The organism is Bradyrhizobium sp. UNPA324, from assembly GCF_006658635.1.
GTDB classification, from domain to species: Bacteria; Pseudomonadota; Alphaproteobacteria; order Rhizobiales; family Xanthobacteraceae; genus Bradyrhizobium; species Bradyrhizobium nanningense.
The window spans coordinates 1,371,073-1,393,218 of record NZ_LFJD01000004.1 but is presented as its reverse complement, the minus strand read 5'-3'; the positions used below and the strand labels follow the sequence as shown (position 1 = coordinate 1,393,218).

Below are 22,146 nucleotides of genomic sequence, written 5' to 3'. Positions count from 1 at the left end.
CATTGCAAGCGCAGCGAAGCAATTCAGGCTATTTCCGCGGTGCGGGCTCTGGATTGCTTCGCTGCGCTCGCAATGACGCGAGGATAGGCCGGCGCGTCGCTTTGGCAAAGAAACCGGATTGTCGCCCGTGCCTAAATCCGGCAGAAACGGCCAAACTATAATTCCACCCGAAACGCCCAAGGTGCCTTCATGAAAGCCATCCTCTGCTCGCAATATTGCCAGCCCGACGATCTCGTGCTCGCCGAGGTGCCGGATCCGGTGGCAGGTCCCGGCGAAGCCGTGATCGCGATCAAGGCGGCGGCGCTCAACTTCTTCGACATCCTGATGATTCAGGGCAAGTACCAGATCAAGCCGCCGTTCCCGTTCTCGCCGGCCGCCGAAGTTGCCGGCGTGATCGAGAGCATCGGCGCTGGCGTCACCGACCTGAAGGTCGGCGATCGCGTCGTCGCGTCCTGCGGACATAACGGCGCGCGCGAGAAGATCGCGCTGCCGGCGGCCTCCATCGTGAAGATCCCCGACAATCTCGATTACGACCGCGCGGCCGGCATCATCATCATCTACGGCACCGCGCTGCATGCGCTGGAGGATCGTGCCAGCCCGAAGCCGGGCGAGACGCTCGCGGTGCTCGGTGCGGCCGGCGGCACCGGCCTTGCCGCCTGCGAGCTCGGCAAGCTGATGGGATTGAAGGTGATCGCCTGCGCCTCGTCGGACGAGAAGCTCGAATTCGCAAAAGCGCATGGCGCCGAGCTGACGCTGAACTACGCCAAGGAAGATTTGAAGGAAGGCCTGCGCAAGCTCACGGACGGCAAGGGCGTCGATATCATCTTCGATCCCGTGGGCGGCGCGTACGCCGAACAGGCGCTGCGCTCGATCGCGTGGGAAGGCCGCTTCCTCGTCATCGGCTTTGCCGCGGGCGACATTCCGAAGATGCCGCTGAACCTCGCGCTGCTGAAGGGCTGCGACATCCGCGGCGTGTTCTGGGGCGCCTGGACCCGGCTCAACCCGGCCAAGAACCGCGCCAATCTCGAGAAGCTGGTGAAGTGGACCGCGGAAGGAAAGATTTCATCGCATGTCGACCGCACCTTCCCGCTGGCCCAGACCGCGGACGCGCTGAAGGTGCTCGCTGGACGCCAGGCCATGGGCAAGGTGATCTTGCATCCGTGATCGCGATGTTATCGCGACGCTGTTTCAGCATACACAACTGTCATCGCCCGGCTTGCCGCCTTCGCTGAAGCTTCGGCGCGCCGAGCGCAGGTGTGGGCCTCGGCGAAGCCTTGGCGGAGCCGGGACCGGGCGATCCAGTATTCCAGAGACATCAGCGATTTAGCCGAGAAGCCGCAGTATACTGGATGCCCCGGTCAAGCCGGGGCATGACAGCGGAGGGTGTGGCGCGCAGCCTCGATGACCGCAGCATCGTAAAGTTGCGCACGCCCTCGCCGGGTAAAATCCCCCTCAACCATCGCCGGTAAAATCGCGGTGCATTCCGCGTCCTCGCCCCAATCAAACCCAAATATCTCCCGATTCGCGCAAACCGCCGTCGCTTTTTGGGCTGAATCGGACGGCGATTTACCGGTTCCAGTTTGCGGGGCGCTTCTGGACAAAAACAAGAAGACTGAAACCGGGACTGCCCCTGCGTTGCGTCAGTAATGGGGAGCATCACACCATGGAGACGACGGCCTATCGTCCGTCGAAGGAGTCGCACGCGCTCGACTCCGATCGATCTGCATCACATTCGTCCACGGCGGACTACATCCGGGCGCGCGCCAGGCGCGCCGAGCTTCCACAGGACGATCCAATTCCACTGTTTCTGTCCGATCCGCGCGGAGCACCGGACCCGCGGGAATATGTGCCGCTGGCGCTGCGCCCCAGAACCAGGGTCGCGCCTCGTCTTGTCGCCGCAGGGCTTGCGATCTCCGCCGCGGGGATCGCGGCCGTGCTGTTTCCGTCGGACCTGCGCAGCTTCATTGCCGACAATGCCGGCAGCGCAGCAGGCGTAGCTCAGGCCAACCCGCCGGCCATACGCCAGATCCCGCTCAAGGATCCGGCCCGCGTGACCGACACGATGCTGGCGAGCGCCGACAAGCAGGATCTGCCGGCTCCGATAATGCCAAGTCGCGAAGCGATCGCGACCGCCTACCAGACTGCGCTGCAGGCCCAGGTACAAACTCAAGCACAAGTGCCGGTCCAAACTCCAGCACCAGCTCCCGCGGCACAGCCTGCGCCGCCCGAGCCTGTCAGGACGCTCGACGCCGAAACGCTGGCCGGGCTGATGACGCGCGCAAGAAGCCTGATCGGCGTTGGCGACATTGCCGCGGCGCGCCTGCTGCTCGAACGGGCGGCCAATGCGAAAGACGCGACGGCCGCGCTTCTGCTGGCACAGACCTATGATCCCGCGGTGCTGGGCACCAGCGACGCGCGGAGCGTCATTGCCGACGTGGCGGCCGCACGTGACTGGTATCAGCGTGCCGCAAGCCTTGGATCGGCGGAGGCGCGACAGCGCCTCGCCCAGCTCTCGAACTAGATCATTTCAGGGGACATCATGCGTAACGCTTTCGGAATGGCGCTGGCCGCCATCATGACCATCTGCGCCTTCGCGGCGCGCGCCGAGCAGACCGAATACGATCCAGCCAAGGTCTCGGACAGCCTGAAGGCGATCTTCCAGTTCGGCTCGACCTCGACCAAGCAGGCTCTGAACGCCAACACCGTCACGCTGATCACCGGCACGATCGGCGGCACCTATGTGCAGTTTGGTGCCGACCTCGCCTCCGTTCTCGACGACGGCAACAAGATCCGCGTGCTGCCGATCGTCGGTCGCGGCTCGGTGCAGAGTGTTGCCGACATCCTGTTCCTGCAAGGCGTCGATCTCGGCATCGTGCGCGCCGACACGCTCGACTATCTCGAGCGCAAAGGCTTCGCCAAGGACATCAAGCGGCAGTTCACTTACGTGACGAAGCTGTACAACGAGGAGATGCAGGTGATCGCGCCGAAATCGGTCGCGACCCTCAAAGACCTCGAAGGCAAGACGGTCAGCGTGGATCTGCCCAACGGCGGCACCTTCGTCACCGCCCTCACCGTGTTCGAACGGCTCGGGATCAAGACGAAATTCGTCTATGTCGAGCAGCGCATCGCGATGGAGAAGCTGAAGGCCGGCGAGATCGACGCCGTCATCGTGGTCGGCGGCAAGCCGTACAAATCGGTCTCGACCTTCGGCAATGACGGCCGCTTCCACCTCGCGCGGGTCGATTACGCCAAGCCGCTCCAGAGCGACTATCTGCCGGCAACGCTGACCGCGAAGGACTATCCGAACCTGATCAAGGAGGGCGAGAGCGTGGACACGATCGCGGTGCCTGCGGTGCTCGCGGCCTATAATTGGACGCCCAACACCGAGCGCTATCGCAAGCTCGCGCTGTTCGTGGACGCATTCTTCACGAAATTCCCGACGCTGCAGAACCCGCCCTTCCATCCCAAGTGGAAGGAGGTCTCACTCGCGGCACCGCTTGCGGGCTGGAACAGATTGCCGGTGGCGCAGCAATGGCTCGACAAACACGGCGTCGAGCCGGTGACGCGGCAGCGCTTCGAGGCCTTCTTGAAGCAGAATCCCACGGCGGTGTCCGACACCGACAAGGAGACGCTGTTCAGGCAATTCCAGGCGTGGGACGCCGAGAAGGCGCGGGCGCAAGCGGAGAGGAAGTAGCGCGGGCCTCGCCTCCACGCTCACCCGCAAAGACGCAGTCCTACGCCGCGTCCATCTCCGCCTCATCCACCCCACGCTTCAGCACGGCACGGGCGGCTTCGCGATGCTCATTCGTGATGTGGCCGGCGACCATGCGGATGGCGGTGGCGAGCACGGCGGCGTCATCGGCGAATCCGAGGACCGGCATCACGTCGGCGACGAAGTCGAACGGCAGGATGAAATAGGCGATCGCACCCAAGAGCGCGGCCTGGACGTGGCGCGGCGTCTGCCGGTCGAACGCGCAGTAGTAAGCCGCAAGCAAGTCTTCCGCGAATGGCAGATGCGCGGCGACACGCTTCAGCTTGCGCCAGAAGCGGCGGCGCACGCTCTCGCGATCTTCCGCGAGCCGATCGGCCGGCTCGAAGCCGACGCTGTGTTCGGCAGCCATGTTCGATAAACTCCGGTTCAGCCCCAAGGCGGCGGATCGCCGCATTCCGGCTGATCACAAAATGGGGATGTGGCGGCCCCCCGCAAGATTTCAGCCGCGCTCAGCCTGCGATCGCGTTCATCGTCCTGGCCAGCGCGACGTCGAGCGCCGTGACGCCGCCGGCGTCGTGGGTCGACAGCACCACCTCCACCGTCTTGTAGACGTTGCGCCATTCGGGGTGGTGGTCCATCTTCTCGGCAGCCAGCGCGGCGCGGGTCATGAAGCCGAACGCCTCGTTGAAATCCTTGAAGATAAAGGTCTTCCCGATGGCATCCCGGCCTTGAACCTCGTTCCAGCCGGGGAGTCCGCCGAGCGCCTGCTTGCGCGCCTCCGCCGAGAGCCGTTCTGCCATGATCATCTCCGTCCTTCAGGGGAACTTTACCCTAACACCGAGCTGACGCCCGGGTTCATACGGAGATTTCCGCCATCCGCTAACCATGACGGAGATGTAACCCCGCCGGACAAGAAATTTGCTACAATTGCGGGCGTAAATCGCCGGCCAAGATGAAACTGAGCCTCAAGCGCCCGTTTGGGAGATCGATGACCGGGGGATTGGACCTGGCCGAAGCGCCCCCTCCGCCTTCGCCGCGATCCGCGGCGCGGAAGACGGCGCTGGTGTCTCTCGCATTCGTGCTTGCGATCGTCGGCGCGCTGGTCGGCGGCTATTACTTCGCGATGCGGCCGGTAACGCTGAAGATCGCGGTCGGTCCCGCCAACAGCGACGACGTCAAGGTCGTGCAGGCGCTGACGCAGGCTTTCACGCAGACCAAGGGCCAGGTGCGGCTGCGGCCGATCCAGACCGACGGCGCCACGGCCAGCGCCAATGCGCTCGCGGAAGGCAAGGTCGATCTCGCCATCGTGCGCGGCGATCTCGATGTGCCCAAGAACGCGCAAGCGGTTGCGACCCTGCGCAAGAACGTCGTGGTGCTGTGGTCCGTCCCGGGCAAAGGCAAGAAGCGGGGCGCGAAGATCACCAAGATCTCGCAGCTCGCCGGCCATCGCGTCGGCGTGGTCGGCCGCACCCAGGCCAACGTCAATCTGCTCAAGGTGATCCTCCAGCAATACGGCGTCGATCCCGCCAAGGTCGAGATCGTGCAATTCCCGGCCAACGAAGCCGCCGAGGCGATCAAGGCTCAGAAGGCCGACGTCTATCTCGCGGCCGGCCCGGTCAACAGCAAGATCACGGCGGATGCGATCGCCGCCTCCACCAAGGATTTCGGCGCGCCCAGCTTCCTCGCGATCGAGTCGGCGGATGCGATCGCGCAGAACCATCCGATCTATGAAGCGTCCGAGATTCCCGCCGGCACCTATGGCGGCTCGCCCGCCCGCCCGGAGGACGAGGTCAAGACCATCAGCTTCTCGCACCACATCGTGGCGCGCAAAGGCGTCTCCGAAACCACCATCGCGGCGTTCACGCGCCAGCTGTTCGCCGTGCGCCAGCAATTGGTGACGGAATTCCCGCTCGCGGCCAAGATCGAGACGCCCGACACCGACAAGGATGCGGTGATTCCGGTGCATCCCGGCGCGGCCGCCTTCGTCGACGGCGAGGAAAAGACCTTCCTCGACAAATACAGCGATTACATCTGGTGGACCCTGATGGCGCTCTCCGCCATGGGCTCGATCGGCGCCTGGTTCGCGGGCTATCTGAAGAAGGACGAGCGCGACAACAACAGCCATCTGCGCGAACGGCTGCTGGACATGATCGCGGCCGCGCGCAAGTGCGAGACGACCGACGAACTCGACCAGATGCAGGCCGAGGCCGACGTGATTCTGCGCGATACGCTGCGCTGCTTCGATCACGGCGCGATCGAGGAGGGCTCGCTCACCGCCTTCAACATCGCGCTGGATCAGTTCCACGCCGCCGTCGCCGACCGCAAGGCGGTGCTGTTCAGCCTGCCGCAGAACCTGCAGCGCGCGGGCGCGCAGTTCCGGGCCGCCGGCAACGCGTAAGCAGCTGCGCGCGTAATCGCTGCGTCACATTGCCTCAATATAGCTCCTCATGTCATTCCGGGGCGATGCGAAGCATCGAACCCGGAATCCATCGCGCCGCATTCGCGAGGAGACACGGTTTCCGGGCTCGCGCCTGACGGCGCGCCCCGGAATGACGGACTTTCCTGCAAGCTCGGGTTTGGAACCAACCTCCATGAACTTCCCATTCTCCCGCCGCCGCTTCCTTACCGCCGGCGCGGGTGCGCTCGGCACTATCGCAATGCCCTATCTCTCGCGCGCGGCCGATCGGCCGTTGGTCACTCACGGCGTCCAGTCCGGTGACGTTACGGTCGATGGCGGCGTGGTGTGGGCGCGCACCGACCGGCCCGCGCAGATGCTGGTCGAGGTGGCGACGACGGATACGTTCAGGGATGCCCGTGCGCTGCCGCCGATCGCCGCGCTCCCCGAGAGCGACTTCACCGCAAAGATGCTGATCGAAAACCTGCCGGGCGGCCAGGACATCTTTTACCGCGTCCGCTTCCGCGATCTCTCGCATAGCGCGGTCGAGGGCGAGGCGGTCGTGGGCCGCTTCCGCACAGCGCCGGCCGACCGCCGCGACGTCAGCTTCGTCTGGGGCGGCGATGTCGCCGGCCAGGGCTGGGGCATCAATCCTGACGACGGTGGCATGTTCACTTTCTCGGCCATGCGCAGGCACCGGCCGGACTTCTTCCTGCATTCCGGCGACACCATCTACGCCGACGGCCCGATTGCGTCCGAGGTGAAGCTCGCCGACGGCAAGATCTGGAAGAACCTCACCATCCCCGAGAAGGCCAAGGTCGCCGAGACGCTGGACGAGTACCGCGCCGCGCACAAATACAATCTCACCGACGACAACTTACGCGCCTTCAATGCCGAGGTGCCGATCTTCGTGCAGTGGGACGACCACGAGGTGACCAACAACTGGTCGCTGTCGAAGGAATTGCCGGCCGCCTACAAGGAGCGCGACATCGCGCTGCTCGCCGCGCGCGGCGCGCGCGCCTTCCACGAGATGTATCCGCTGCGCGAGAGCATCAACGAGCCCGGCCGGGTCTATCGCCAGATCTCCTACGGCCCGCATCTCGACGTGTTCATGCTCGACGAGCGCAGCTATCGCGGCCCGAACGGCCCAAATCTCGAAGCCGCCTACGGGCCCGCCAGCTATTTCCTCGGCCCGGACCAGATCGCCTGGCTCAAGCGCGGACTGCTCAATTCGCGCGCGACCTGGAAGGTGATCGCCTCCGACATGCCGCTCAGTCTCGTCATATCGGACACCCCGAAGGGCGGCTCGGAAGCCTTCGCGCAAGGCGACGGTCCGGTGCGCGGCCGCGAGTTCGAGATTGCCGACATCCTGCGCTTCATCAAGATGGCACCGATCCACAACACGGTGTGGCTGACCGCCGACGTGCACTACGCCGCCGCGCATTATTACGATCCGAACAAGGCGCAATTCCGGGAGTTCGAGCCGTTCTGGGAATTCGTGTCGGGACCGCTGCATGCCGGCACATTCGGTCCGAACGCGCTCGACAACACCTTTGGACCCGAGGTGCGTTTCGTCAAGGCGCCGGGCAAGGACAGCCAGAACCTGCCGCCCTCCGCCGGCATGCAGTTCTTCGGTCACGTCAAGATCGATGGCGCCTCCGGCCAGATGATTGTGACCTTGCGCGACCGCGCCGACGTCGCGCTGTGGTCGACCACGCTCGATCCGAAGCAGAGCTGACAATTGCAGCTTCTTCCTTCGTTGAAGAACGCTCTAATCGGTGGCGCGCAGCTTTAGTGCCGCCTCCAACGCGTCGCTCGAACACGGCTTCTGCAACCGCGGCTGGCCGGAGAATTCGGTCGGAATGCGCGCCTCGGCGCCATAGCCGGTGACGAAGACGAACGGGATCTTCAGCGCGACCAGCCGCTCGGCGACCGCAAAGCTCGTCTCGCGGATCAGCTCGACATCGAGCAAGGCGAAGTCGGGCGCGCGCTCGGCAATGGCGGCCAGCGCCTGGATCACCGACCCGACGGTCCGCACTTCCGTCACACCAAATCCAAGCAGGCGGTCCTCGAAATCGATCGCGATGATCGGGTCGTCTTCGACAATCAGGACGTCAGCCGGCCAGCCTGTGCCATTGGGAACTACGGGTGCCATGATCAGATCTTGGGGTGTGGGGTTTTTCGGATCAGGACTGCCGCGACACGATGCCTGCGCGCAGCGCATCGGGGGGTTCCCGGAACGAAACCACCACATTGCCGTTCTCCAGTCTGTCCACTTGTGCACATAGGAAGTGCACGGAACTCGCTAAGCTGGGAGGAGGAAGGGGGTTCACCATGGATGCGCGCATCAGCAAGACAATCGAGGTCGAGAGCCGGCCGGCCAACAATCTGCTGAGACGTTTGAGCCAGGCCGACTACGCTCTCCTCGCGCCGCATGTGACCGTCGAGAACTGCGCCGCGAGCGAGCTGCTCTACAATCCCGGCGATGACGTCCAGGTCGTCCACTTCCCCTGCGGGCCCGCGCTCGCGACCTTTCTCGTTCCCAACGAGGACGGCCGCGACGTCGAAACCATCCTGGTCGGCCGCGAAGGCGCGGTGGGCGGTATCGTCAGCGAGGGATACCTGCCGGCCTATAGCCGGATTTGCGTGAAATTCGGCGGGCCGTTCGCGCGCGTCCATGTCGCCAAGCTGGAAGCGGCCAAGCTGCGTTCGGCGTCAATGCGCAACATCTTTGCCCGCTATGCCGATTGCATGCTGGCACAGATCTTCCAGTCGACCGCCTGCAACGCGATCCATTCGATCGAGCAACGCACGGCCAAATGGATTTTGGCGGCGATGGAGCGGACCGGCGACGAGAGCAGCGTGCCGCTGACCCACGAACAGCTTGCGACGCTGCTCGGGGTGGGACGCAGCTATGCCAGCCGCGTGCTGCAGTCGTTCAAGGCAGAACGGATTCTCGACACGCGGCGCGGCTCGATCCTGGTTCGCAGCCGCGACGGCCTGAGGCTTCGTGCCTGCCTGTGCAACGACGCGGTGAAGATGCACTTCGAAGAGGTACTGCGCGGCGTCTATCCGACCGAGGAGCGGGAGGCGGGGTAGCGGTGATGCCCTCTCCCGCGAGGGGAGAGGGCACAATCACGCGCGGCGCGCTTTTCTGGTCGTGAGCGTGGTATACTCTTCTCCGCATGAGCGGGGCTTTGCTTCATACCATCTTCGACGTCTTGGCGTGGCTGGCGGCGGCCGCGTCCGTCTACGGGCTGGCGCGACAGGGTTTACGGTTTCCGGCGCAATCCTTCGAGCTGCCCTATATCGCTGCGCTGGTGTTCGGTGCCGGCCTCGGCGCCTATTTGTTCGGCTCCGCCAATCTGTGGCTGTCGGGTCAGAGCGGCATTGCGCGCTCGGTCGAAGGCGCGCTGGCCGGCGGCATCGTGGCGATCGAGCTCTACAAATGGACGGCCGGCATCTCCTTACGCACCGGCGCGCGGTTTGCGCTGCCGCTGGCGGTCGGCATCGCGATCGGCCGGCTCGGCTGCTATTTCGCAGGCCTCGACGACTTCACCTATGGCACGCCGACGGGGTTGCCCTTCGGCCATGATTTCGGCGATGGCGTTCTGCGCCATCCCGTGCAGCTGTACGAAAGCGCGGCCATGGCCGTGTTCGCGCTCATCTATGTGCTGGCGGTCGTGAACCGGAACGCCTTTGTAATCACCAATGGTTTCTACCTGGCGCTCGCCTATTACGGGGCGCAACGCTTCCTGTGGGAATTCCTCAAGCCTTACGGCACGCTGATCGGCCCCTTCACCCTGTTTCACCTGCTGTCGCTGTCCATCCTGCTCTACGCCGCATTCATGCTGGCGACGGCGCCCAAAGCGAGACCCCTGCATGAACGCGCCGTTGCGTAAGTCGCGTCCCTATATTTTCTGGGGCCAGACCCAATCTCTCTGCGAAACCTGCTTGAAGCTGGTGCCGGCCAAGATCCAGATCCTGGACAACGAGGTCTGGTACGAAAAGCGCTGCAGAGAGCACGGTGTCCAGTCGACGCTGGTCTCGACGGATGCCGCCTATTGGCGCCTATGCAAGGATTTCATCAAACCGGGCGACCGGCCGCTGCAATTCCAGCAGCGCACGGAATTCGGCTGCCCCTATGATTGCGGCCTGTGCGCCGACCACGAGCAGCATTCCTGCCTGGCGCTGATCGAGATCACCGAGCATTGCAACCTGACCTGTCCGGTCTGCTTCGCGGAATCCTCCCCGGCACGAACGAAATTCACCCCGCTCGCAACGATCGAGAAGATGTTGGACGCGCTGGTCGCAAGCGAGGGCGAGCCCGATCTCGTGCAGATCTCCGGCGGCGAGCCGACGCTGCATCCGGATTTCTTCGAGATCCTGGACGCGGTGCGCGCCCGCCCGATCCGCCACGTCATGATCAACACCAACGGCCTGCGCATCGCGCGCGAAAAGGATTTCGTGGCGCGGCTCGCCGAGAACAAGCGCGGGCTGGAGGTCTATCTCCAGTTCGATTCCCTGCAGCGCGAGGCGCTGATCAATCTGCGCGGCGCGGATTTGCGTAAGATCCGTCAGCAGGCGCTGGAAAATCTCGAACATTTTGGCGTGTCGACCACGCTGGTCGCGACCATCAAGCGCGGCGTCAACGATGACGAGATCGGCGACATCGTCCGCCACGCACTCACCTGGACATGCGTGCGCGGCGTCACGCTGCAGCCGGTGCAGGACGCCGGCCGCAACGACAATTTCGATGACAAGACCGACCGCATCATGCTGTCGGAGATCCGCAAACGCGTCGTCGAAACCGGCGTGTTCGGCGACAAGGACATGATCCCGCTGCCCTGCAATCCCGAGAGCATCTCGATCGGTTACGGCCTGCGCAATGGCGAAAAGGTGCTGCCGCTGACCTCGCTGATTCCGCAGGAGCAGCTGGTTGCGGTGATGCCCAATACGATCAGCCCGGAAAAATATCCGATGCTGCGGGAAAAGTTCGTCGATCTGTTCTCGCTGTCGTCGGGTCCGCTCAACACCTCCGAACGCGTCTGCGAACTCTTGTGCTGCCTGCCGAGCTTTCAGGTGCCCGAAGGACTCTCTTACGAGAACGTCTTCCGCGTCACCATCGTGCAGTTTCTCGACCGCTTCAATTTCTGCGTCGGCAACGTCAAGCGAAGCTGCATCCATTTCGTGACCGAGCAGGGCGCGATCATTCCGTTCGACACCTACAATCTGTTCTACCGCAACGGCAAGATCGAGGGCATCCGCGCGGCGCTGGCGACGCAGGCGACCGAAGGAGTCATGCAGGCATGAGCATCAGCGACCCACCCCCTCCGGGACCGCCTCCTGCCCTGGCGGAAAAGCGCAGCGGCTGCCTGACCGCGCTGATGGCGATCGCCGGGATCTTCATGCTGCTGCCGGGCCTCTGCGCGCTCCTGTTCGGCGGAATGTCGGTGGTCGAGGGTGGCCGGATCCCCTCCGACATCGCCTCGCTGGTCTTTTTGGGACTCCTCATCGGCATCGGAGGCGTCGTCCTGATCTGGGTGGCCATCGTGGGGCGAAAGGCCCCGCCGGCCCGGAACGGGAGCTAAACCCCGGAGATTCCCGGGCAAAATTCAGTCAACCAAGGCCCAAAGAACGCATTGTTTTTTGGCGGTTTTTGCATATATTGCGCCGCAACGCGTAAGGCGCCCGGTCTGATATGGCCGGGCTTCCTTTTTGGGCGGAAAGCGCCCCGTTTCCAGTCTTCCAGCGTTGTTTCGAGAAGAGGTCCCGGTCTGACCGGCGAGATCGCGCTTAACCCATTGTTCGACCGCAAAGAAGCTCATCCATGAATCTTCGTAACGTCGCCATCATCGCCCACGTCGACCACGGCAAGACGACCCTGGTCGACAAACTCCTCCAGCAGTCCGGCACGTTCCGCGAGAACCAGAAGGTGACGGATCGCGCCATGGACTCCAACGATTTGGAGCGCGAGCGCGGCATCACCATCCTGGCCAAGGCGGCCTCGGTGCAGTGGAAGGACACCCGCATCAACATCGTGGACACGCCCGGCCACGCCGATTTCGGCGGTGAGGTCGAGCGCATCCTGAACATGGTGGACGGCGCCCTGGTGCTGGTCGACGCCGCCGAAGGCCCGCTGCCGCAGACCAAGTTCGTGGTCTCCAAGGCGCTCAAGGTCGGCCTCAAGCCGATCGTCGTCATCAACAAGGTCGACCGCCCCGACGCGCGCCCGACCGAGGTCATCAACGAGGTGTTCGACCTGTTCGCGGCGCTCGATGCCAGCGAGGAGCAGCTCGACTTTCCGATCCTCTACGGGTCGGCCAAGCAGGGCTGGATGGCCGACAGCCCCGAGGGTCCGAAGGACAAGGGCATGGAGCCGCTGTTCGACCTGATCCTGCGCCACGTCGCGCCACCGAAGGTCGAGGAAGGTCCGTTCCGGATGATCGGCACCATCCTGGAAGCCAACCCCTATCTCGGCCGCATTATCACCGGCCGCATCTCGTCGGGCGTGCTCAAGCCGAACCAGCAGGTCAAGGTGCTGAACGCCGAGGGCAAGCTGGTCGAGTCCGGGCGCATCACCAAGATCCTGGCCTTCCGCGGCCTGGAGCGCACGCCGCTCGATGAGGCCGAAGCCGGCGACATCGTCGCCATTGCGGGCCTGACCAAGGGCACCGTCGCCGACACCTTCTGCGATCCGACCGTCGAGGTGCCGCTGCCGGCGCAGCCGATCGATCCGCCGACCGTGTCGATGTCCTTCATCGTCAACAACTCCCCGCTCGCCGGCACCGAAGGCGACAAGGTGACGAGCCGCATGATCCGCGACCGCCTGCTGCGCGAAGCCGAAGGCAATGTCGCGCTGCGCGTGGTCGAAGCCGCGGACAAGGACGCGATGGAAGTCTCGGGCCGCGGCGAATTGCAGCTCGCGATCCTGATCGAGACCATGCGCCGCGAGGGCTTCGAGCTCTCGGTGTCGCGGCCGCGCGTCGTGTTCCAGAAGGACGAGGCCACCGGTGCCACCTTGGAGCCGATCGAGGAAGTCGTGATCGACGTCGACGAGGAGCATTCCGGCGTCGTCGTGCAGAAGATGAGCGAGCGCAAGTCCGAGCTGATCGAGATGAAACCCTCGGGCGGCAATCGTCAGCGCCTGGTGTTCTACGCGCCGACCCGTGGCCTGATCGGCTACCAGGGCGAATTGCTCACCGATACCCGCGGCACCGCGATCATGAACCGCCTGTTCCACGGCTACGCCCCGTACAAGGGCGAGATCCAGGGCCGCCGCAACGGCGTGCTGATCTCCAACGACCAGGGCGAAGCGGTGGCTTACGCCATGTTCAAGCTGGAAGATCGCGGCCCGATGATGATCGAGCCGGGCTGGAAGGTCTACAAAGGCATGATCGTCGGCGAGCACACCCGCGACAACGATCTCGAGATCAACGTGCTCAAGGGCAAGCAGCTCACCAACATCCGCACGACCTCGAAGGACGAGGCCGTGCGCCTGACCCCGCCGATCCGCATGACGCTGGAGAAGGCGCTCGCCTATATCGAGGACGACGAGCTGGTCGAGGTCACCCCGAAGTCGATCCGCCTGCGCAAGAAGCACCTCGACCCGAACGAGCGCAAGCGCGCGGAAAAGGCCAAGGAAGCGGTGGCGTAAGGCCACCTCTCTGGGTGCCCCGGACGCGGCGCAGCGCGATAGCGGTGCGCTGCTGAGCCGGGGCCCAGATACTTTCACCACTTGCATCCCACTTGGGTCCCGGCTCTGCGCAGCAGCGCAAGAGCGCTGCAGCGCGTCCGGGACACGAGAGCTGCATATCTGGCCGGCTTCAGCACTCTCCACGAACGTGCTAGAGCCCGCCCATGACCTCCCTTCCCTCTTCCGTCGACGTCGCGATCATCGGCGCCGGTGCCGCCGGCCTCGGCGCCGCGCATGCCCTCGGGGGCTGCGGCCTCGCGGCGATCGTGCTGGAGGCGCGGAACAGGCTCGGCGGCCGCGCCTGGACGGTGCGGGCCTCGCCCGAGGTGACCTTCGACGTCGGCTGCGGCTGGCTGCATTCGGCGGACACGAACTCCTTCGTCGCGATCGCGCAGCAGCTCGGTTTCGAGCTCAACAAGGACCTGTCGCCCTGGCGCGAGCGCGTTTATGGCAACGCGTTTCCGCAAAGCGAGCGCGACGAATTCATGCGCGCGATGGACGCGTTCTATCAGCGCCTCTGGCAGGCCGCGCAAAAGGGCAGGGATGAACCCGCGAGCCTCAGCCTCGAGATGGGCAATCGCTGGAATCCCATGATCGACGCGATCTCGACCTACATCAACGGCTGCGAGCTGAAGGACATGTCCACGCTGGACTGGGACGCCTATGAGGACACGGACCTCAACTGGCGCGTCCGCCGCGGCTATGGCGCGCTTGTTTCAGCCTATGGCGCGCCCTGCCCGGTGGCGCTGAACTGCAACGTCGCGCTGATCGATCATTCGGACAAGCGCATCCGCATCGAGACATCGCAGGGCACGCTGACTGCAGACAAGGCGATCGTCACCGTGCCGACCAATCTGATCGCCGATGGGACGATCCGTTTTTCACCGCCGTTGCCGTCCAAGGTCGACGCTGCCGCCGGCCTGCCGCTCGGCGTCGACGACAAGGTGACTCTGGCGCTCGACGGCGCCGAAGCCTTCCCGAAGGACGGCAATTTGCGCGGCGCCACCATGCGCACCGAGATTGGCACCTACCACATCCGCCCGTTCGGCCAGCCCTGCATCGAAGGTTTTTTCGGCGGCAGCTTCGCCCGCACGCTGGAAGATTCCGGCGAAGGCGCCATCGCCGCGCAAGCTATCAGCGAGATCGCGGGCTTTCTCGGCAACGATATCAGGCGCAATCTGAAGCCGCTCTACGAGTCGCGCTGGGCGCACGATCCGTTTGCGCGCGGCTCCTATTCGCACGCGCTGCCCGGCCACGCCGGCGACCGCGCTGTGCTGGCGGCACCGGTTGACGGGCGGCTGTTCTTTGCCGGCGAGGCGACGTCGCCAACCTTCTTCACGACGGCGCATGGAGCGCGGGACAGCGGGGAGCGCGCGGCGGGGGAAGTGCTGGCGGCTTTGGGGAAGCGCTAGCCGCACACTCCGTCATTGCGAGGGCAGCGAAGCAATCCAGAAAACTTCCGCGGAGGCAGTCTGGATTGCTTCGTCGCACCAGCGCAAAATTGTTTCGCAATTTTGTCGCGGGCTCCTCGCAATGACGTGGCTACTCGATCACCCGCGCCCGCAAATCATCATCGGGGACGAAGCAAGCGTCGTACTTCCCGAAGATGCGATAGCGGTTGCGTGCGACTAGGCCGTAGACGAAATCCCGCAGCGGCTTCGGTACGACAAACAACGCGCGTACCCACCACCAGCCAGGAAGCTGCGACAGCACAGTCAGTGCAGCGTTGGACTTCATGAACACCTCGCCGCCATGGACCACGGCGTTAGTATCGGGGTCAGCGGGGTCGATGCCGAACGCGCGGGCAAGCCGGGCGCCGTAATCCGACTGGATCGGCGTGAACCGAAACCGCTTTGCGCTATCGCGCTTGGCGACGAAGCGGACCCAGCGCGAGCAAAAAATGCAGACGCCGTCGAACAGGATCACGTCATCGTCGGGCCATTTGTTCACTAGCGATCATCCCGTGGCTTCTTGGCAGGCGCTGGCCCGGACAGGTTCGGCACACGCGCGAGCTCGCTGCTTGCGGCTTTGACGCCGGCTTCGCTCTCGATCATCCAATGGCCCTCGCTGCCGACGGCCGGCAAGGTGCGGAAGTCGACTCTGCCACCACCGCCGCGAAACGCGTCTGCCAGGCTCTTCGAAAACGCCGGTGCGAAGTAGCTGTCATTACCCGCAACGAGCCATGTGACCGCGATGCGCGCGCTTTTGCCGAACTCCGCTGCAGCGGCAAGCAGCGTGTGTGGCGCGCAAATCCGGTTCGGCTCGTCATTGGCATGGCCGCCGCGCCCCGGTGCAAACACTGCGATCGCCGAGATCGTCTTCGGATCGGCATTGGCGAGCGCCAGCGCACCCCAGCCGCCGGCGGAATGGCCGATCACGATGGCGGCCTCCTTGCGAATGAAATCCTGCTTTCGCAAATGGTCCAGCGCGAGCTGGATTTGCTCGGCCGTTGCACGGCCCGAACGCGCATAGTCGGCCTCGTCGCATCCGCCCTGGTCCTCGACATAGCGGCCGCCGGTCGCACCATGGCCGAGCCGCTCCGGCACCAGCACGGCATAGCCGCGCGAGACGAGAAAGGCGGCGAGTGGACGGTATTCCGGCTGCGGCATTTGCGCACGACGCAATACGTTCTGTGTCGAGGCGTGCGCGACGATTGCAAGCCGGAACGGACCTGCGCCGGCGGGGCGAAACAGCACGGCATGCGCGGCAACGTCGGTATCCGGCGACGGCACCAGCCATTCTTGTCGGCGAAGCGGTTCGCCCTCCCCGCCCGATGGGCCAAACCTGACCTGTGCGTACAGAGGCGGCGCGGTCAGCAAGGCCAGCAGAGACAGGAGCGCGATGGTGTTGAGGAATCGCATGACTGGTCGAGGACCAACATGAACAGCGACCGTCACATTAGAGGAACGAATCACTATGGGCGGACTTTCTGCGCTGCCGTTGCGGTTCATTCATTGCCGCGACGAGAGTTTTGCACTGACGCACGGCATGCCGGTGCTGTTTGAGTTGGCGTCCTGTCTTTTTTCGGTACAATCTGGTCAAGATACTGATGCACAAAGTCCACACGTTAACCGATAATTAACGATAGGTCTTGCCGCCGAGGCGGCGACTTGATTTGATTGCATCCATGAGCACAACCCTGATCGAGGTCCGGCCGGCCAAAACTGCAGATGCAACTGCAGTGGCGTCCACTCATGACGAAGCCTGGCGCTCGGCCTATCAGGGCATCATTCCCGGCGCCGAGCTGGAAAAGCTCATCAACCGCCGCGGCCCGCAATGGTGGGACAGCGCGATCCGCAAGGGCAGCCGCGTCAGCGTGCTGGTGTTCGGCGACAAGATCGCGGGCTACGCCAACTACGGTCGCAACCGCGCCCGCAGCCTGCATTTCGACGGCGAGATCTACGAGCTTTATCTGCGCCCGGAATTCCAGGGCCTCGGCTTCGGCCGTCGCCTTTTTGCCTCTGCCCGCCGCGACCTGATGCAGAGCGGGCTGAAGAGCATGGTAGTGTGGGCGCTCTCGGACAACGACCCGGCGACCGAGTTCTACCGGGCGCTCGGGGGCCGTATGGTGGCGCGCTCGTCGGAGCGGTTCGGACCGAAGTCGCTCGACAAGGTTGCCTTCGCCTGGACCAATTAAGCTGCTGAAAGCTGAAGCGGCAGCGTTTCCCATCCGTCGATACCGTTGCCTTTGAGCCGGTGATTTCCGGATTCATTATTTCACAAAAACGCGATGGATCAGCGGGCCAAGCCCGCGTATGACAGCGCCAAAATCGGCTGCCGGGCGCGATTTTACCTCGGCAACAACGGAGCCTTGAATGCGTATCGATGCGATCTCGATCGGGAAAAACGTACCACACGAAGTCAACGTCCTCATCGAAGTCCCCGTGGGCGGCGAACCGATCAAATACGAGATGGACAAGGAGGCCGGCACGCTGGTGGTCGACCGCTTCCTCTACACGCCGATGCGTTACCCCGGTAACTACGGCTTCATTCCGCACACCTTGTCCGATGACGGCGACCCCTGCGACGTCCTGATCGTCAACACCCGCGCCATCATTCCCGGCGCCGTCATGAGCGTGCGCCCGGTCGGCGTGCTGTTCATGGAGGACGAAGCCGGCGGCGACGAGAAGATTCTGGCGGTGCCGTCGTCGAAGCTCACGCAGCGCTACGACAAGGTGAAATCGTACTCCGACCTGCCCGACATCACGCTGCAGCAGATCCAGCACTTCTTCGAGCACTACAAGGATCTCGAGAAGGGCAAATGGGTGAAGATCCTGCGCTGGGGCGGCCCGGAGGAGGCGCACAAGCTGATCCTGGAAGGCATGGACCGCGCGAAGAAGAAGAAGGACTAGGCTTCCGTGCCCCGGACGCAGCGCAGCGTGAAACGATGCGCTGCTGAGCCGGGGCCCAGTACAATGGCGCCATGGGTCCCGGCTCAGCGTCGCGTCATTTCATGCCGCGCCGCGTCCGGGACACGAGAGCTCACCTACACCGCCGGCTTCGGCAGCCCCGCGATCGCGCAGGCCGCACGCAGCGTGTTCACCAGCAGGCACGCCACCGTCATCTGACCGACGCCACCCGGCACCGGCGTGATGGCGCCGGCCACCCCAAGCGCTTCCTGATAGGCGACGTCGCCGACGAGGCGCGTCTTGCCGTCTTCTTTGGGGATACGGTTGATGCCGACATCGATCACGGTCGCACCCGGCTTCAGCCAGTCGCCGCGTACCATCTCCGGCTTGCCGACCGCGGCATAGACGAGATCGGCCTTCCTCACGAGGCCGGGCAGGTCGCGCGAGCGCGAATGCGCGATCGTCACCGTGGCGTTCTCGTTCAGCAGCAATTGCACCAGCGGGCGGCCGACCAGATTGGAGCGGCCGATGACGATCGCGCTCATGCCTTCCAGCGAAGCGTGCACGCTCTTGGTCAGGATGATGCAGCCGAGCGGCGTGCAGGGCGACAGCGCCTGGAATCCGCCGGCGAGCCGGCCGGCATTGTTCGGATGCAGGCCGTCGACGTCCTTGGCGGGATCGATGGCGTTGATGACGGCTTCCGTGTTCAGCCCCTTCGGCAGCGGCAGCTGCACCAGGATGCCATGCACGGCCGGGTCGCGGTTGAGCTTTGCAACCAGCGCCAGGAGATCTGCCTGCGAGACGTCGGCGGGCAGCTTGTGCTCGAACGAGGCCATGCCGGCGCCTTGCGTCTGGGTGTGCTTGGAGCGGACATAGACCTCGCTGGCCGGGTCGTTGCCGACCAGGACCACGGCAAGACCCGGCAGCAGATTGTGCTCGCGCTTGACCCGGGCGACCTCCTCAGTGACGCGCGCCCGAAGCTCTGCGGCGATGACTTTTCCATCGATGATTTTGGCGGTCATGTCAGTTCCCTCAGTCTCCCGATTTGGCCGAGACGAGCTGGCGCAGGGCTTCGCCGAGCCGTGCGGGATCGCCGTCGACCGCGATCTGCTTCAGCCGCGAGGTGGCTCCGGACAGGAGCCTCACGCTGGCCTTGGGGACGCCAAGCGATTTCGCCAACAGGACCAAGACGGCCTTGTTGGCCTCGCCGCCATCGGCGATCGCGCGCACCCGCACCTTGAGCACGCTGCGGCCATCGGCCAGTTGCTCGATTCCGTCGATGTCGTCGCGGCCGCCACGCGGCGTCACGCGCAACGCAATGCTGAGTCCTGCGGCCGAATAACGCCAGGGTTCCCTAGAGGCCTCTTTCGCGACCAAGGCGCTCCAGCCCGCTCAGATCACGTTCGGGTAGACGTAGTACAGGATCACCCGCTCGATGAACATGATGAGCAGGATCAGGATGATCGGCGAGATGTCGAGGCCGCCGAGACTGGGCAGGAGATTGCGAATCGGCGCCAGCACCGGCTCGGTGATCCGGTACAGGAACTCCGCCACCGCCGACACGAACTGGTTGCGGGTGTTCACGACGTTGAAGGCGATCAGCCAGGACAAGATCGCGGAGGCGATCAGCAGCCAGACGTAGAGGTCGAGCACGATGATGACGATGTCGAGAACGGCACGCATGGCTTTTGAAGACTCTGGCTTTTGAAGACTGGCTGCGGTGGGAAGTGACGCCTTCCGCTAGATATCGGTTCCCCCGCTCCCAAACAAGGGAAGTCGGCGCCCCCAATGGCTAAAACCGGGTAACACCCGTCCTTGACTTGACCTTGGCGGGGACTTAAATGGCGCCCGGTTGTCGGCCGCGTTTACCAGAGCGGTCAGCAAAGGGGCCATAGCTCAGCTGGGAGAGCGCGTCGTTCGCAATGACGAGGTCGGCGGTTCGATCCCGCCTGGCTCCACCAGCCTTCGCAGGCTGCGCCTGCTTCGGCTGGGCAAGCCCTCGCGTAGCGAAGGCTGCCTCGGCGTAGCCCGCAGGGCGAAGACGGGCTTCATCCACAAACATGCAGTTCGCGAGCTACGGCTAGGCAAACCTTGGGAAGTCTCTCGTAGCGAAGCGAGCGAAGGCTGCCGCGCCATCGCCCGAAGGGCGACGGCGGGCTTCCTCCGAATTCTCCCCCTACCTCCCCGTAAACCTCGGCGGCCGCTTCTCCATGAAGCTCGCCACCCCCTCGCGGAAATCGCTGCCGGCCAGCGCCACCATCATCTCGCGGTTGGCCTCGATCGTCGCCTCGGCCAGAGTCTGGAACGGCACCTCGTAGAGCTGGCGCTTGATCACGGCCATCGCGCTCGGCGAGACGAAATCGGCGAGATCGCGCGCGTAGGCATAGGTTTCTTCACGCAGCTTCTCCGGCGCGCAGAGCCGGTTCACCAAGCCCATCCGGAGAGCCTCGTCGCTCGACACACGTCTCGCCGAGAGCAACAGATCCATCGCATTGGCATGACCGACGATGCGCGGCAGCATCCAGGAAATGCCGTGCTCGGCGATCAGACCGCGCCGCGCGAAGGCTGTGGTGAATACCGTGTTGTCGGCGGCAAAGCGCAGGTCGCAATAGAGCGCGTGGACGAGGCCGATGCCCGCGGTGGCGCCATTGAGCATGGCGATGACCGGCTTCTTGATCGACGGATAATAGCCGTAGCGCGTCTGCCAGTCCGGACGGCGGTTCATGTCGAAGGGCGGCAGGTTCGACGCGCGCCTGACGTCATCGGGATCGAGCCCCTTCAACGCATCCATGTCGGCGCCGGCGCAAAACGCGCGGCCCGCGCCGGTGAGCACGATGACGCGGACATTGTCATCGGCGCTTGACGCTTCCATCGCCTGACGCACGTCGCGCTCCATGGTCGGCGTCCACGCATTCATGCGATCGGGGCGGTTGAGCGTGATGGTCGCGATCTTGTCGCTGACGTCGTAGAGAATGTGCTCGTAGGCCATGACGCTCTCCCTTGTCTGCCGGCACGCATTGGTGCGCGCTCGTTGGCGGAGAGCCTAGCATATCAGGGGGAGGCGCGAGGACTTGCGCCAAGAACCTGCGCCAAGGACCTGCGCAACGGCGCGATCACTCGGCGGCTTGCGCCAGCAGCGGCCGGCGCGCCAGCCAGCCGTTGATGAAGTGGTCGAGCCAGGCGCGCTCTGCGGCATCGTAGACGGCGCGATCTGCGAAATGATGGTGCCGCTGCCGCGCACCGGGCGCGCTGAAACCGTCATAGCCGCGCGTGGTCCAGCGATGCATCATCGCGTAGGTCACGTCAGGATGAAACTGCACGCCGAAAGCATTGCCGACACGGAATGCCTGCACCGGAAAATCGTCACCTTCCGCAAGCAATTCGGCGCCGACAGGCAGCTCGAAGCCCTCGCGATGCCAGTGATAGACCTGGGCCGGCCAGGCCGGGCAGAGCGCGTGGCCCGCGGCGGTCGGACGGATCGGGTAGTAGCCGATCTGGGTCAGCGCATCGGCATGCGGCGCGACGCGCGCACCGAGCTGCATCGCGAGCATCTGGGCGCCAAGGCAGATGCCGAGGAACGGCCGCTGTTCGCGGAGCGGAATTTCGATCCAGTCGATCTCGCGCCGGATATAGTCGTCGGGATCGTTGGCGCTCATCGGACCGCCGAAGAATACGGCGCCGGCATGCTCATCGAGCGTCTCCGGCAGCGGATCGCCGAAGCGGGGACGGCGAATGTCCAAGGCGTGGCCAAGCGCGCGGAGCGCGTTGCCGACGCGGCCCGGGGTCGAGCATTCCTGATGCAGGACGATCAAGACCGGCAACCGGCTTTCGGAGGCGGCAGTGCTCGGCGCCTTCCTTCGGAAGGGCACCAATTCTGCGCCACCAAACCTGTCCGTCCGGAACGACATGGCCTCTGCGAGTGCTATCGGTTCAGACCACCAGCATAGCTAAGCGATGGTTAACATCGTGTGAGTTCGCGCACACATCGAACGTG

23 protein-coding genes and 1 tRNA gene are annotated in these 22,146 nt (G+C 64.4%); 14 read left to right on the top strand and 10 right to left on the bottom strand.

What is annotated here, in order from left to right:
• Nucleotides 1-189 precede the first annotated feature (189 nt).
• The 3 genes from UNPA324_RS06745 to UNPA324_RS06735 all read left to right on the top strand — a co-directional run bounded on the left by UNPA324_RS06745 (nucleotide 190) and on the right by UNPA324_RS06735 (nucleotide 3,694).
• On the top strand, nucleotides 190-1,164 hold the full coding sequence (locus UNPA324_RS06745) for an NADPH:quinone oxidoreductase family protein (RefSeq protein WP_128920999.1): 975 nt from the start codon (nucleotides 190-192) through the stop codon (nucleotides 1,162-1,164).
• A gap of 499 nt (nucleotides 1,165-1,663) precedes the next feature.
• Nucleotides 1,664-2,521, top strand: a complete 858-nt coding sequence (locus UNPA324_RS06740; RefSeq protein ID WP_141934137.1) for a hypothetical protein — start codon at nucleotides 1,664-1,666, stop codon at nucleotides 2,519-2,521.
• Nucleotides 2,522-2,539: 18 nt separating this feature from the next.
• Nucleotides 2,540-3,694 (top strand): TAXI family TRAP transporter solute-binding subunit, encoded by a 1,155-nt coding sequence (locus UNPA324_RS06735; RefSeq protein WP_128921001.1) that lies wholly within the window; start codon nucleotides 2,540-2,542, stop codon nucleotides 3,692-3,694.
• A gap of 40 nt (nucleotides 3,695-3,734) precedes the next feature.
• Here the strand turns inward: UNPA324_RS06735 and UNPA324_RS06730 are convergent, their stop codons facing one another.
• Together UNPA324_RS06730 and UNPA324_RS06725 are read right to left on the bottom strand one after the other, a co-directional pair.
• Nucleotides 3,735-4,121 carry a YkvA family protein gene (locus UNPA324_RS06730; RefSeq protein WP_128921002.1) on the bottom strand — a complete coding sequence of 129 codons (387 nt, stop codon included), beginning with the start codon at nucleotides 4,119-4,121 and terminating at the stop codon, nucleotides 3,735-3,737.
• A gap of 100 nt (nucleotides 4,122-4,221) precedes the next feature.
• Nucleotides 4,222-4,512, bottom strand: coding sequence for a 4a-hydroxytetrahydrobiopterin dehydratase (locus UNPA324_RS06725; protein WP_128921003.1), 291 nt, complete (start codon nucleotides 4,510-4,512; stop codon nucleotides 4,222-4,224).
• 152 nt (nucleotides 4,513-4,664) lie between these two features.
• On the opposite strand from UNPA324_RS06725, the gene UNPA324_RS06720 reads away from it, so the two are divergent.
• Nucleotides 4,665-6,110: a TAXI family TRAP transporter solute-binding subunit gene (locus UNPA324_RS06720; protein ID WP_141934136.1), complete on the top strand. Its 1,446-nt coding sequence runs from the start codon at nucleotides 4,665-4,667 to the stop codon at nucleotides 6,108-6,110.
• A gap of 193 nt (nucleotides 6,111-6,303) precedes the next feature.
• On the top strand, nucleotides 6,304-7,845 hold the full coding sequence (locus UNPA324_RS06715; protein ID WP_181769318.1) for an alkaline phosphatase D family protein: 1,542 nt from the start codon (nucleotides 6,304-6,306) through the stop codon (nucleotides 7,843-7,845).
• 33 nt (nucleotides 7,846-7,878) lie between these two features.
• Here UNPA324_RS06715 and UNPA324_RS06710 read toward each other — a convergent pair whose 3' ends face one another.
• Nucleotides 7,879-8,262: a response regulator gene (locus UNPA324_RS06710; RefSeq protein WP_245471778.1), complete on the bottom strand. Its 384-nt coding sequence runs from the start codon at nucleotides 8,260-8,262 to the stop codon at nucleotides 7,879-7,881.
• A gap of 179 nt (nucleotides 8,263-8,441) precedes the next feature.
• Between UNPA324_RS06710 and UNPA324_RS06705 the strand changes: the two genes are divergently transcribed.
• The 6 genes from UNPA324_RS06705 to UNPA324_RS06680 all read left to right on the top strand — a co-directional run bounded on the left by UNPA324_RS06705 (nucleotide 8,442) and on the right by UNPA324_RS06680 (nucleotide 15,215).
• Entirely contained in the window at nucleotides 8,442-9,206 is a 765-nt protein-coding gene (locus UNPA324_RS06705) for a Crp/Fnr family transcriptional regulator (RefSeq protein WP_128921007.1), read from the top strand.
• Between the two features lie 86 nt (nucleotides 9,207-9,292).
• Nucleotides 9,293-10,009, top strand: a complete 717-nt coding sequence (locus tag UNPA324_RS06700) for a prolipoprotein diacylglyceryl transferase family protein (RefSeq protein WP_128921008.1) — start codon at nucleotides 9,293-9,295, stop codon at nucleotides 10,007-10,009.
• The gene (locus UNPA324_RS06695; protein WP_128921009.1) at nucleotides 9,990-11,420 is read left to right on the top strand and encodes a radical SAM protein; all 1,431 of its coding nucleotides are present in this window, start codon (nucleotides 9,990-9,992) and stop codon (nucleotides 11,418-11,420) included. The genes UNPA324_RS06700 and UNPA324_RS06695 overlap by 20 nt, the downstream gene beginning before the upstream one ends.
• Complete coding sequence (locus UNPA324_RS06690) at nucleotides 11,417-11,698, top strand: hypothetical protein (RefSeq protein WP_141934132.1); 282 nt, start codon at nucleotides 11,417-11,419, stop codon at nucleotides 11,696-11,698. Before UNPA324_RS06695 ends, UNPA324_RS06690 begins: the two co-directional genes overlap by 4 nt.
• Before the next feature lie 239 nt (nucleotides 11,699-11,937).
• The gene (gene typA, locus UNPA324_RS06685; RefSeq protein WP_128921011.1) at nucleotides 11,938-13,764 is read left to right on the top strand and encodes a translational GTPase TypA; all 1,827 of its coding nucleotides are present in this window, start codon (nucleotides 11,938-11,940) and stop codon (nucleotides 13,762-13,764) included.
• Between the two features lie 203 nt (nucleotides 13,765-13,967).
• Nucleotides 13,968-15,215: a flavin monoamine oxidase family protein gene (locus UNPA324_RS06680; RefSeq protein ID WP_141934130.1), complete on the top strand. Its 1,248-nt coding sequence runs from the start codon at nucleotides 13,968-13,970 to the stop codon at nucleotides 15,213-15,215.
• 130 nt (nucleotides 15,216-15,345) lie between these two features.
• Here UNPA324_RS06680 and UNPA324_RS06675 read toward each other — a convergent pair whose 3' ends face one another.
• Entirely contained in the window at nucleotides 15,346-15,753 is a 408-nt protein-coding gene (locus UNPA324_RS06675; RefSeq protein WP_141934127.1) for a thiol-disulfide oxidoreductase DCC family protein, read from the bottom strand.
• Nucleotides 15,753-16,664: a dienelactone hydrolase family protein gene (locus UNPA324_RS06670; protein ID WP_141934126.1), complete on the bottom strand. Its 912-nt coding sequence runs from the start codon at nucleotides 16,662-16,664 to the stop codon at nucleotides 15,753-15,755. Before UNPA324_RS06670 ends, UNPA324_RS06675 begins: the two co-directional genes overlap by 1 nt.
• 266 nt (nucleotides 16,665-16,930) lie before the next feature.
• Here UNPA324_RS06670 and UNPA324_RS06665 point away from each other — a divergent pair, with 266 nt between their 5' ends.
• Together UNPA324_RS06665 and ppa are read left to right on the top strand one after the other, a co-directional pair.
• A complete protein-coding gene (locus UNPA324_RS06665; protein ID WP_128921015.1) occupies nucleotides 16,931-17,440 on the top strand; it encodes a GNAT family N-acetyltransferase in 510 nt (169 codons plus the stop codon).
• Nucleotides 17,441-17,618: 178 nt separating this feature from the next.
• Nucleotides 17,619-18,155 (top strand): inorganic diphosphatase, encoded by a 537-nt coding sequence (gene ppa / locus UNPA324_RS06660; RefSeq protein WP_128921016.1) that lies wholly within the window; start codon nucleotides 17,619-17,621, stop codon nucleotides 18,153-18,155.
• A gap of 134 nt (nucleotides 18,156-18,289) precedes the next feature.
• Here ppa and folD read toward each other — a convergent pair whose 3' ends face one another.
• The 3 genes from folD to UNPA324_RS06645 are packed head-to-tail and all read right to left on the bottom strand — an operon-like array spanning nucleotide 18,290 to nucleotide 19,835.
• The gene (gene folD, locus UNPA324_RS06655; RefSeq protein WP_141934124.1) at nucleotides 18,290-19,174 is read right to left on the bottom strand and encodes a bifunctional methylenetetrahydrofolate dehydrogenase/methenyltetrahydrofolate cyclohydrolase FolD; all 885 of its coding nucleotides are present in this window, start codon (nucleotides 19,172-19,174) and stop codon (nucleotides 18,290-18,292) included.
• A gap of 10 nt (nucleotides 19,175-19,184) precedes the next feature.
• Nucleotides 19,185-19,529 (bottom strand): DUF167 domain-containing protein, encoded by a 345-nt coding sequence (locus UNPA324_RS06650; protein WP_128921018.1) that lies wholly within the window; start codon nucleotides 19,527-19,529, stop codon nucleotides 19,185-19,187.
• A 15-nt stretch (nucleotides 19,530-19,544) separates the two neighbouring features.
• The gene (locus UNPA324_RS06645; RefSeq protein ID WP_128921019.1) at nucleotides 19,545-19,835 is read right to left on the bottom strand and encodes a YggT family protein; all 291 of its coding nucleotides are present in this window, start codon (nucleotides 19,833-19,835) and stop codon (nucleotides 19,545-19,547) included.
• Nucleotides 19,836-20,037: 202 nt separating this feature from the next.
• On the opposite strand from UNPA324_RS06645, the gene UNPA324_RS06640 reads away from it, so the two are divergent.
• Nucleotides 20,038-20,113 (top strand) — tRNA-Ala (locus UNPA324_RS06640).
• A gap of 215 nt (nucleotides 20,114-20,328) precedes the next feature.
• On the opposite strand, the gene UNPA324_RS06635 is transcribed toward UNPA324_RS06640, so the two are convergent.
• On the bottom strand, nucleotides 20,329-21,141 hold the full coding sequence (locus tag UNPA324_RS06635; protein ID WP_141934122.1) for an enoyl-CoA hydratase: 813 nt from the start codon (nucleotides 21,139-21,141) through the stop codon (nucleotides 20,329-20,331).
• 124 nt (nucleotides 21,142-21,265) lie between these two features.
• Nucleotides 21,266-22,060, bottom strand: coding sequence for a glutamine amidotransferase (locus UNPA324_RS06630; RefSeq protein ID WP_141934120.1), 795 nt, complete (start codon nucleotides 22,058-22,060; stop codon nucleotides 21,266-21,268).
• Nucleotides 22,061-22,146 lie beyond the last annotated feature (86 nt).

Coding starts and splice junctions, on each gene's coding strand:
- UNPA324_RS06745 (WP_128920999.1), top strand. CDS start 190: ATGAAAGCCATCCTCTGCTCGCAATATTGCCAGCCCGACGATCTCGTG.
- UNPA324_RS06740 (WP_141934137.1), top strand. CDS start 1,664: ATGGAGACGACGGCCTATCGTCCGTCGAAGGAGTCGCACGCGCTCGAC.
- UNPA324_RS06735 (WP_128921001.1), top strand. CDS start 2,540: ATGCGTAACGCTTTCGGAATGGCGCTGGCCGCCATCATGACCATCTGC.
- UNPA324_RS06730 (WP_128921002.1), bottom strand. CDS start 4,121: ATGGCTGCCGAACACAGCGTCGGCTTCGAGCCGGCCGATCGGCTCGCG.
- UNPA324_RS06725 (WP_128921003.1), bottom strand. CDS start 4,512: ATGGCAGAACGGCTCTCGGCGGAGGCGCGCAAGCAGGCGCTCGGCGGA.
- UNPA324_RS06720 (WP_141934136.1), top strand. CDS start 4,665: ATGAAACTGAGCCTCAAGCGCCCGTTTGGGAGATCGATGACCGGGGGA.
- UNPA324_RS06715 (WP_181769318.1), top strand. CDS start 6,304: ATGAACTTCCCATTCTCCCGCCGCCGCTTCCTTACCGCCGGCGCGGGT.
- UNPA324_RS06710 (WP_245471778.1), bottom strand. CDS start 8,262: ATGGCACCCGTAGTTCCCAATGGCACAGGCTGGCCGGCTGACGTCCTG.
- UNPA324_RS06705 (WP_128921007.1), top strand. CDS start 8,442: ATGGATGCGCGCATCAGCAAGACAATCGAGGTCGAGAGCCGGCCGGCC.
- UNPA324_RS06700 (WP_128921008.1), top strand. CDS start 9,293: ATGAGCGGGGCTTTGCTTCATACCATCTTCGACGTCTTGGCGTGGCTG.
- UNPA324_RS06695 (WP_128921009.1), top strand. CDS start 9,990: ATGAACGCGCCGTTGCGTAAGTCGCGTCCCTATATTTTCTGGGGCCAG.
- UNPA324_RS06690 (WP_141934132.1), top strand. CDS start 11,417: ATGAGCATCAGCGACCCACCCCCTCCGGGACCGCCTCCTGCCCTGGCG.
- typA (WP_128921011.1), top strand. CDS start 11,938: ATGAATCTTCGTAACGTCGCCATCATCGCCCACGTCGACCACGGCAAG.
- UNPA324_RS06680 (WP_141934130.1), top strand. CDS start 13,968: ATGACCTCCCTTCCCTCTTCCGTCGACGTCGCGATCATCGGCGCCGGT.
- UNPA324_RS06670 (WP_141934126.1), bottom strand. CDS start 16,664: ATGCGATTCCTCAACACCATCGCGCTCCTGTCTCTGCTGGCCTTGCTG.
- UNPA324_RS06665 (WP_128921015.1), top strand. CDS start 16,931: ATGAGCACAACCCTGATCGAGGTCCGGCCGGCCAAAACTGCAGATGCA.
- ppa (WP_128921016.1), top strand. CDS start 17,619: ATGCGTATCGATGCGATCTCGATCGGGAAAAACGTACCACACGAAGTC.
- folD (WP_141934124.1), bottom strand. CDS start 19,174: ATGACCGCCAAAATCATCGATGGAAAAGTCATCGCCGCAGAGCTTCGG.
- UNPA324_RS06645 (WP_128921019.1), bottom strand. CDS start 19,835: ATGCGTGCCGTTCTCGACATCGTCATCATCGTGCTCGACCTCTACGTC.
- UNPA324_RS06635 (WP_141934122.1), bottom strand. CDS start 21,141: ATGGCCTACGAGCACATTCTCTACGACGTCAGCGACAAGATCGCGACC.
- UNPA324_RS06630 (WP_141934120.1), bottom strand. CDS start 22,060: ATGTCGTTCCGGACGGACAGGTTTGGTGGCGCAGAATTGGTGCCCTTC.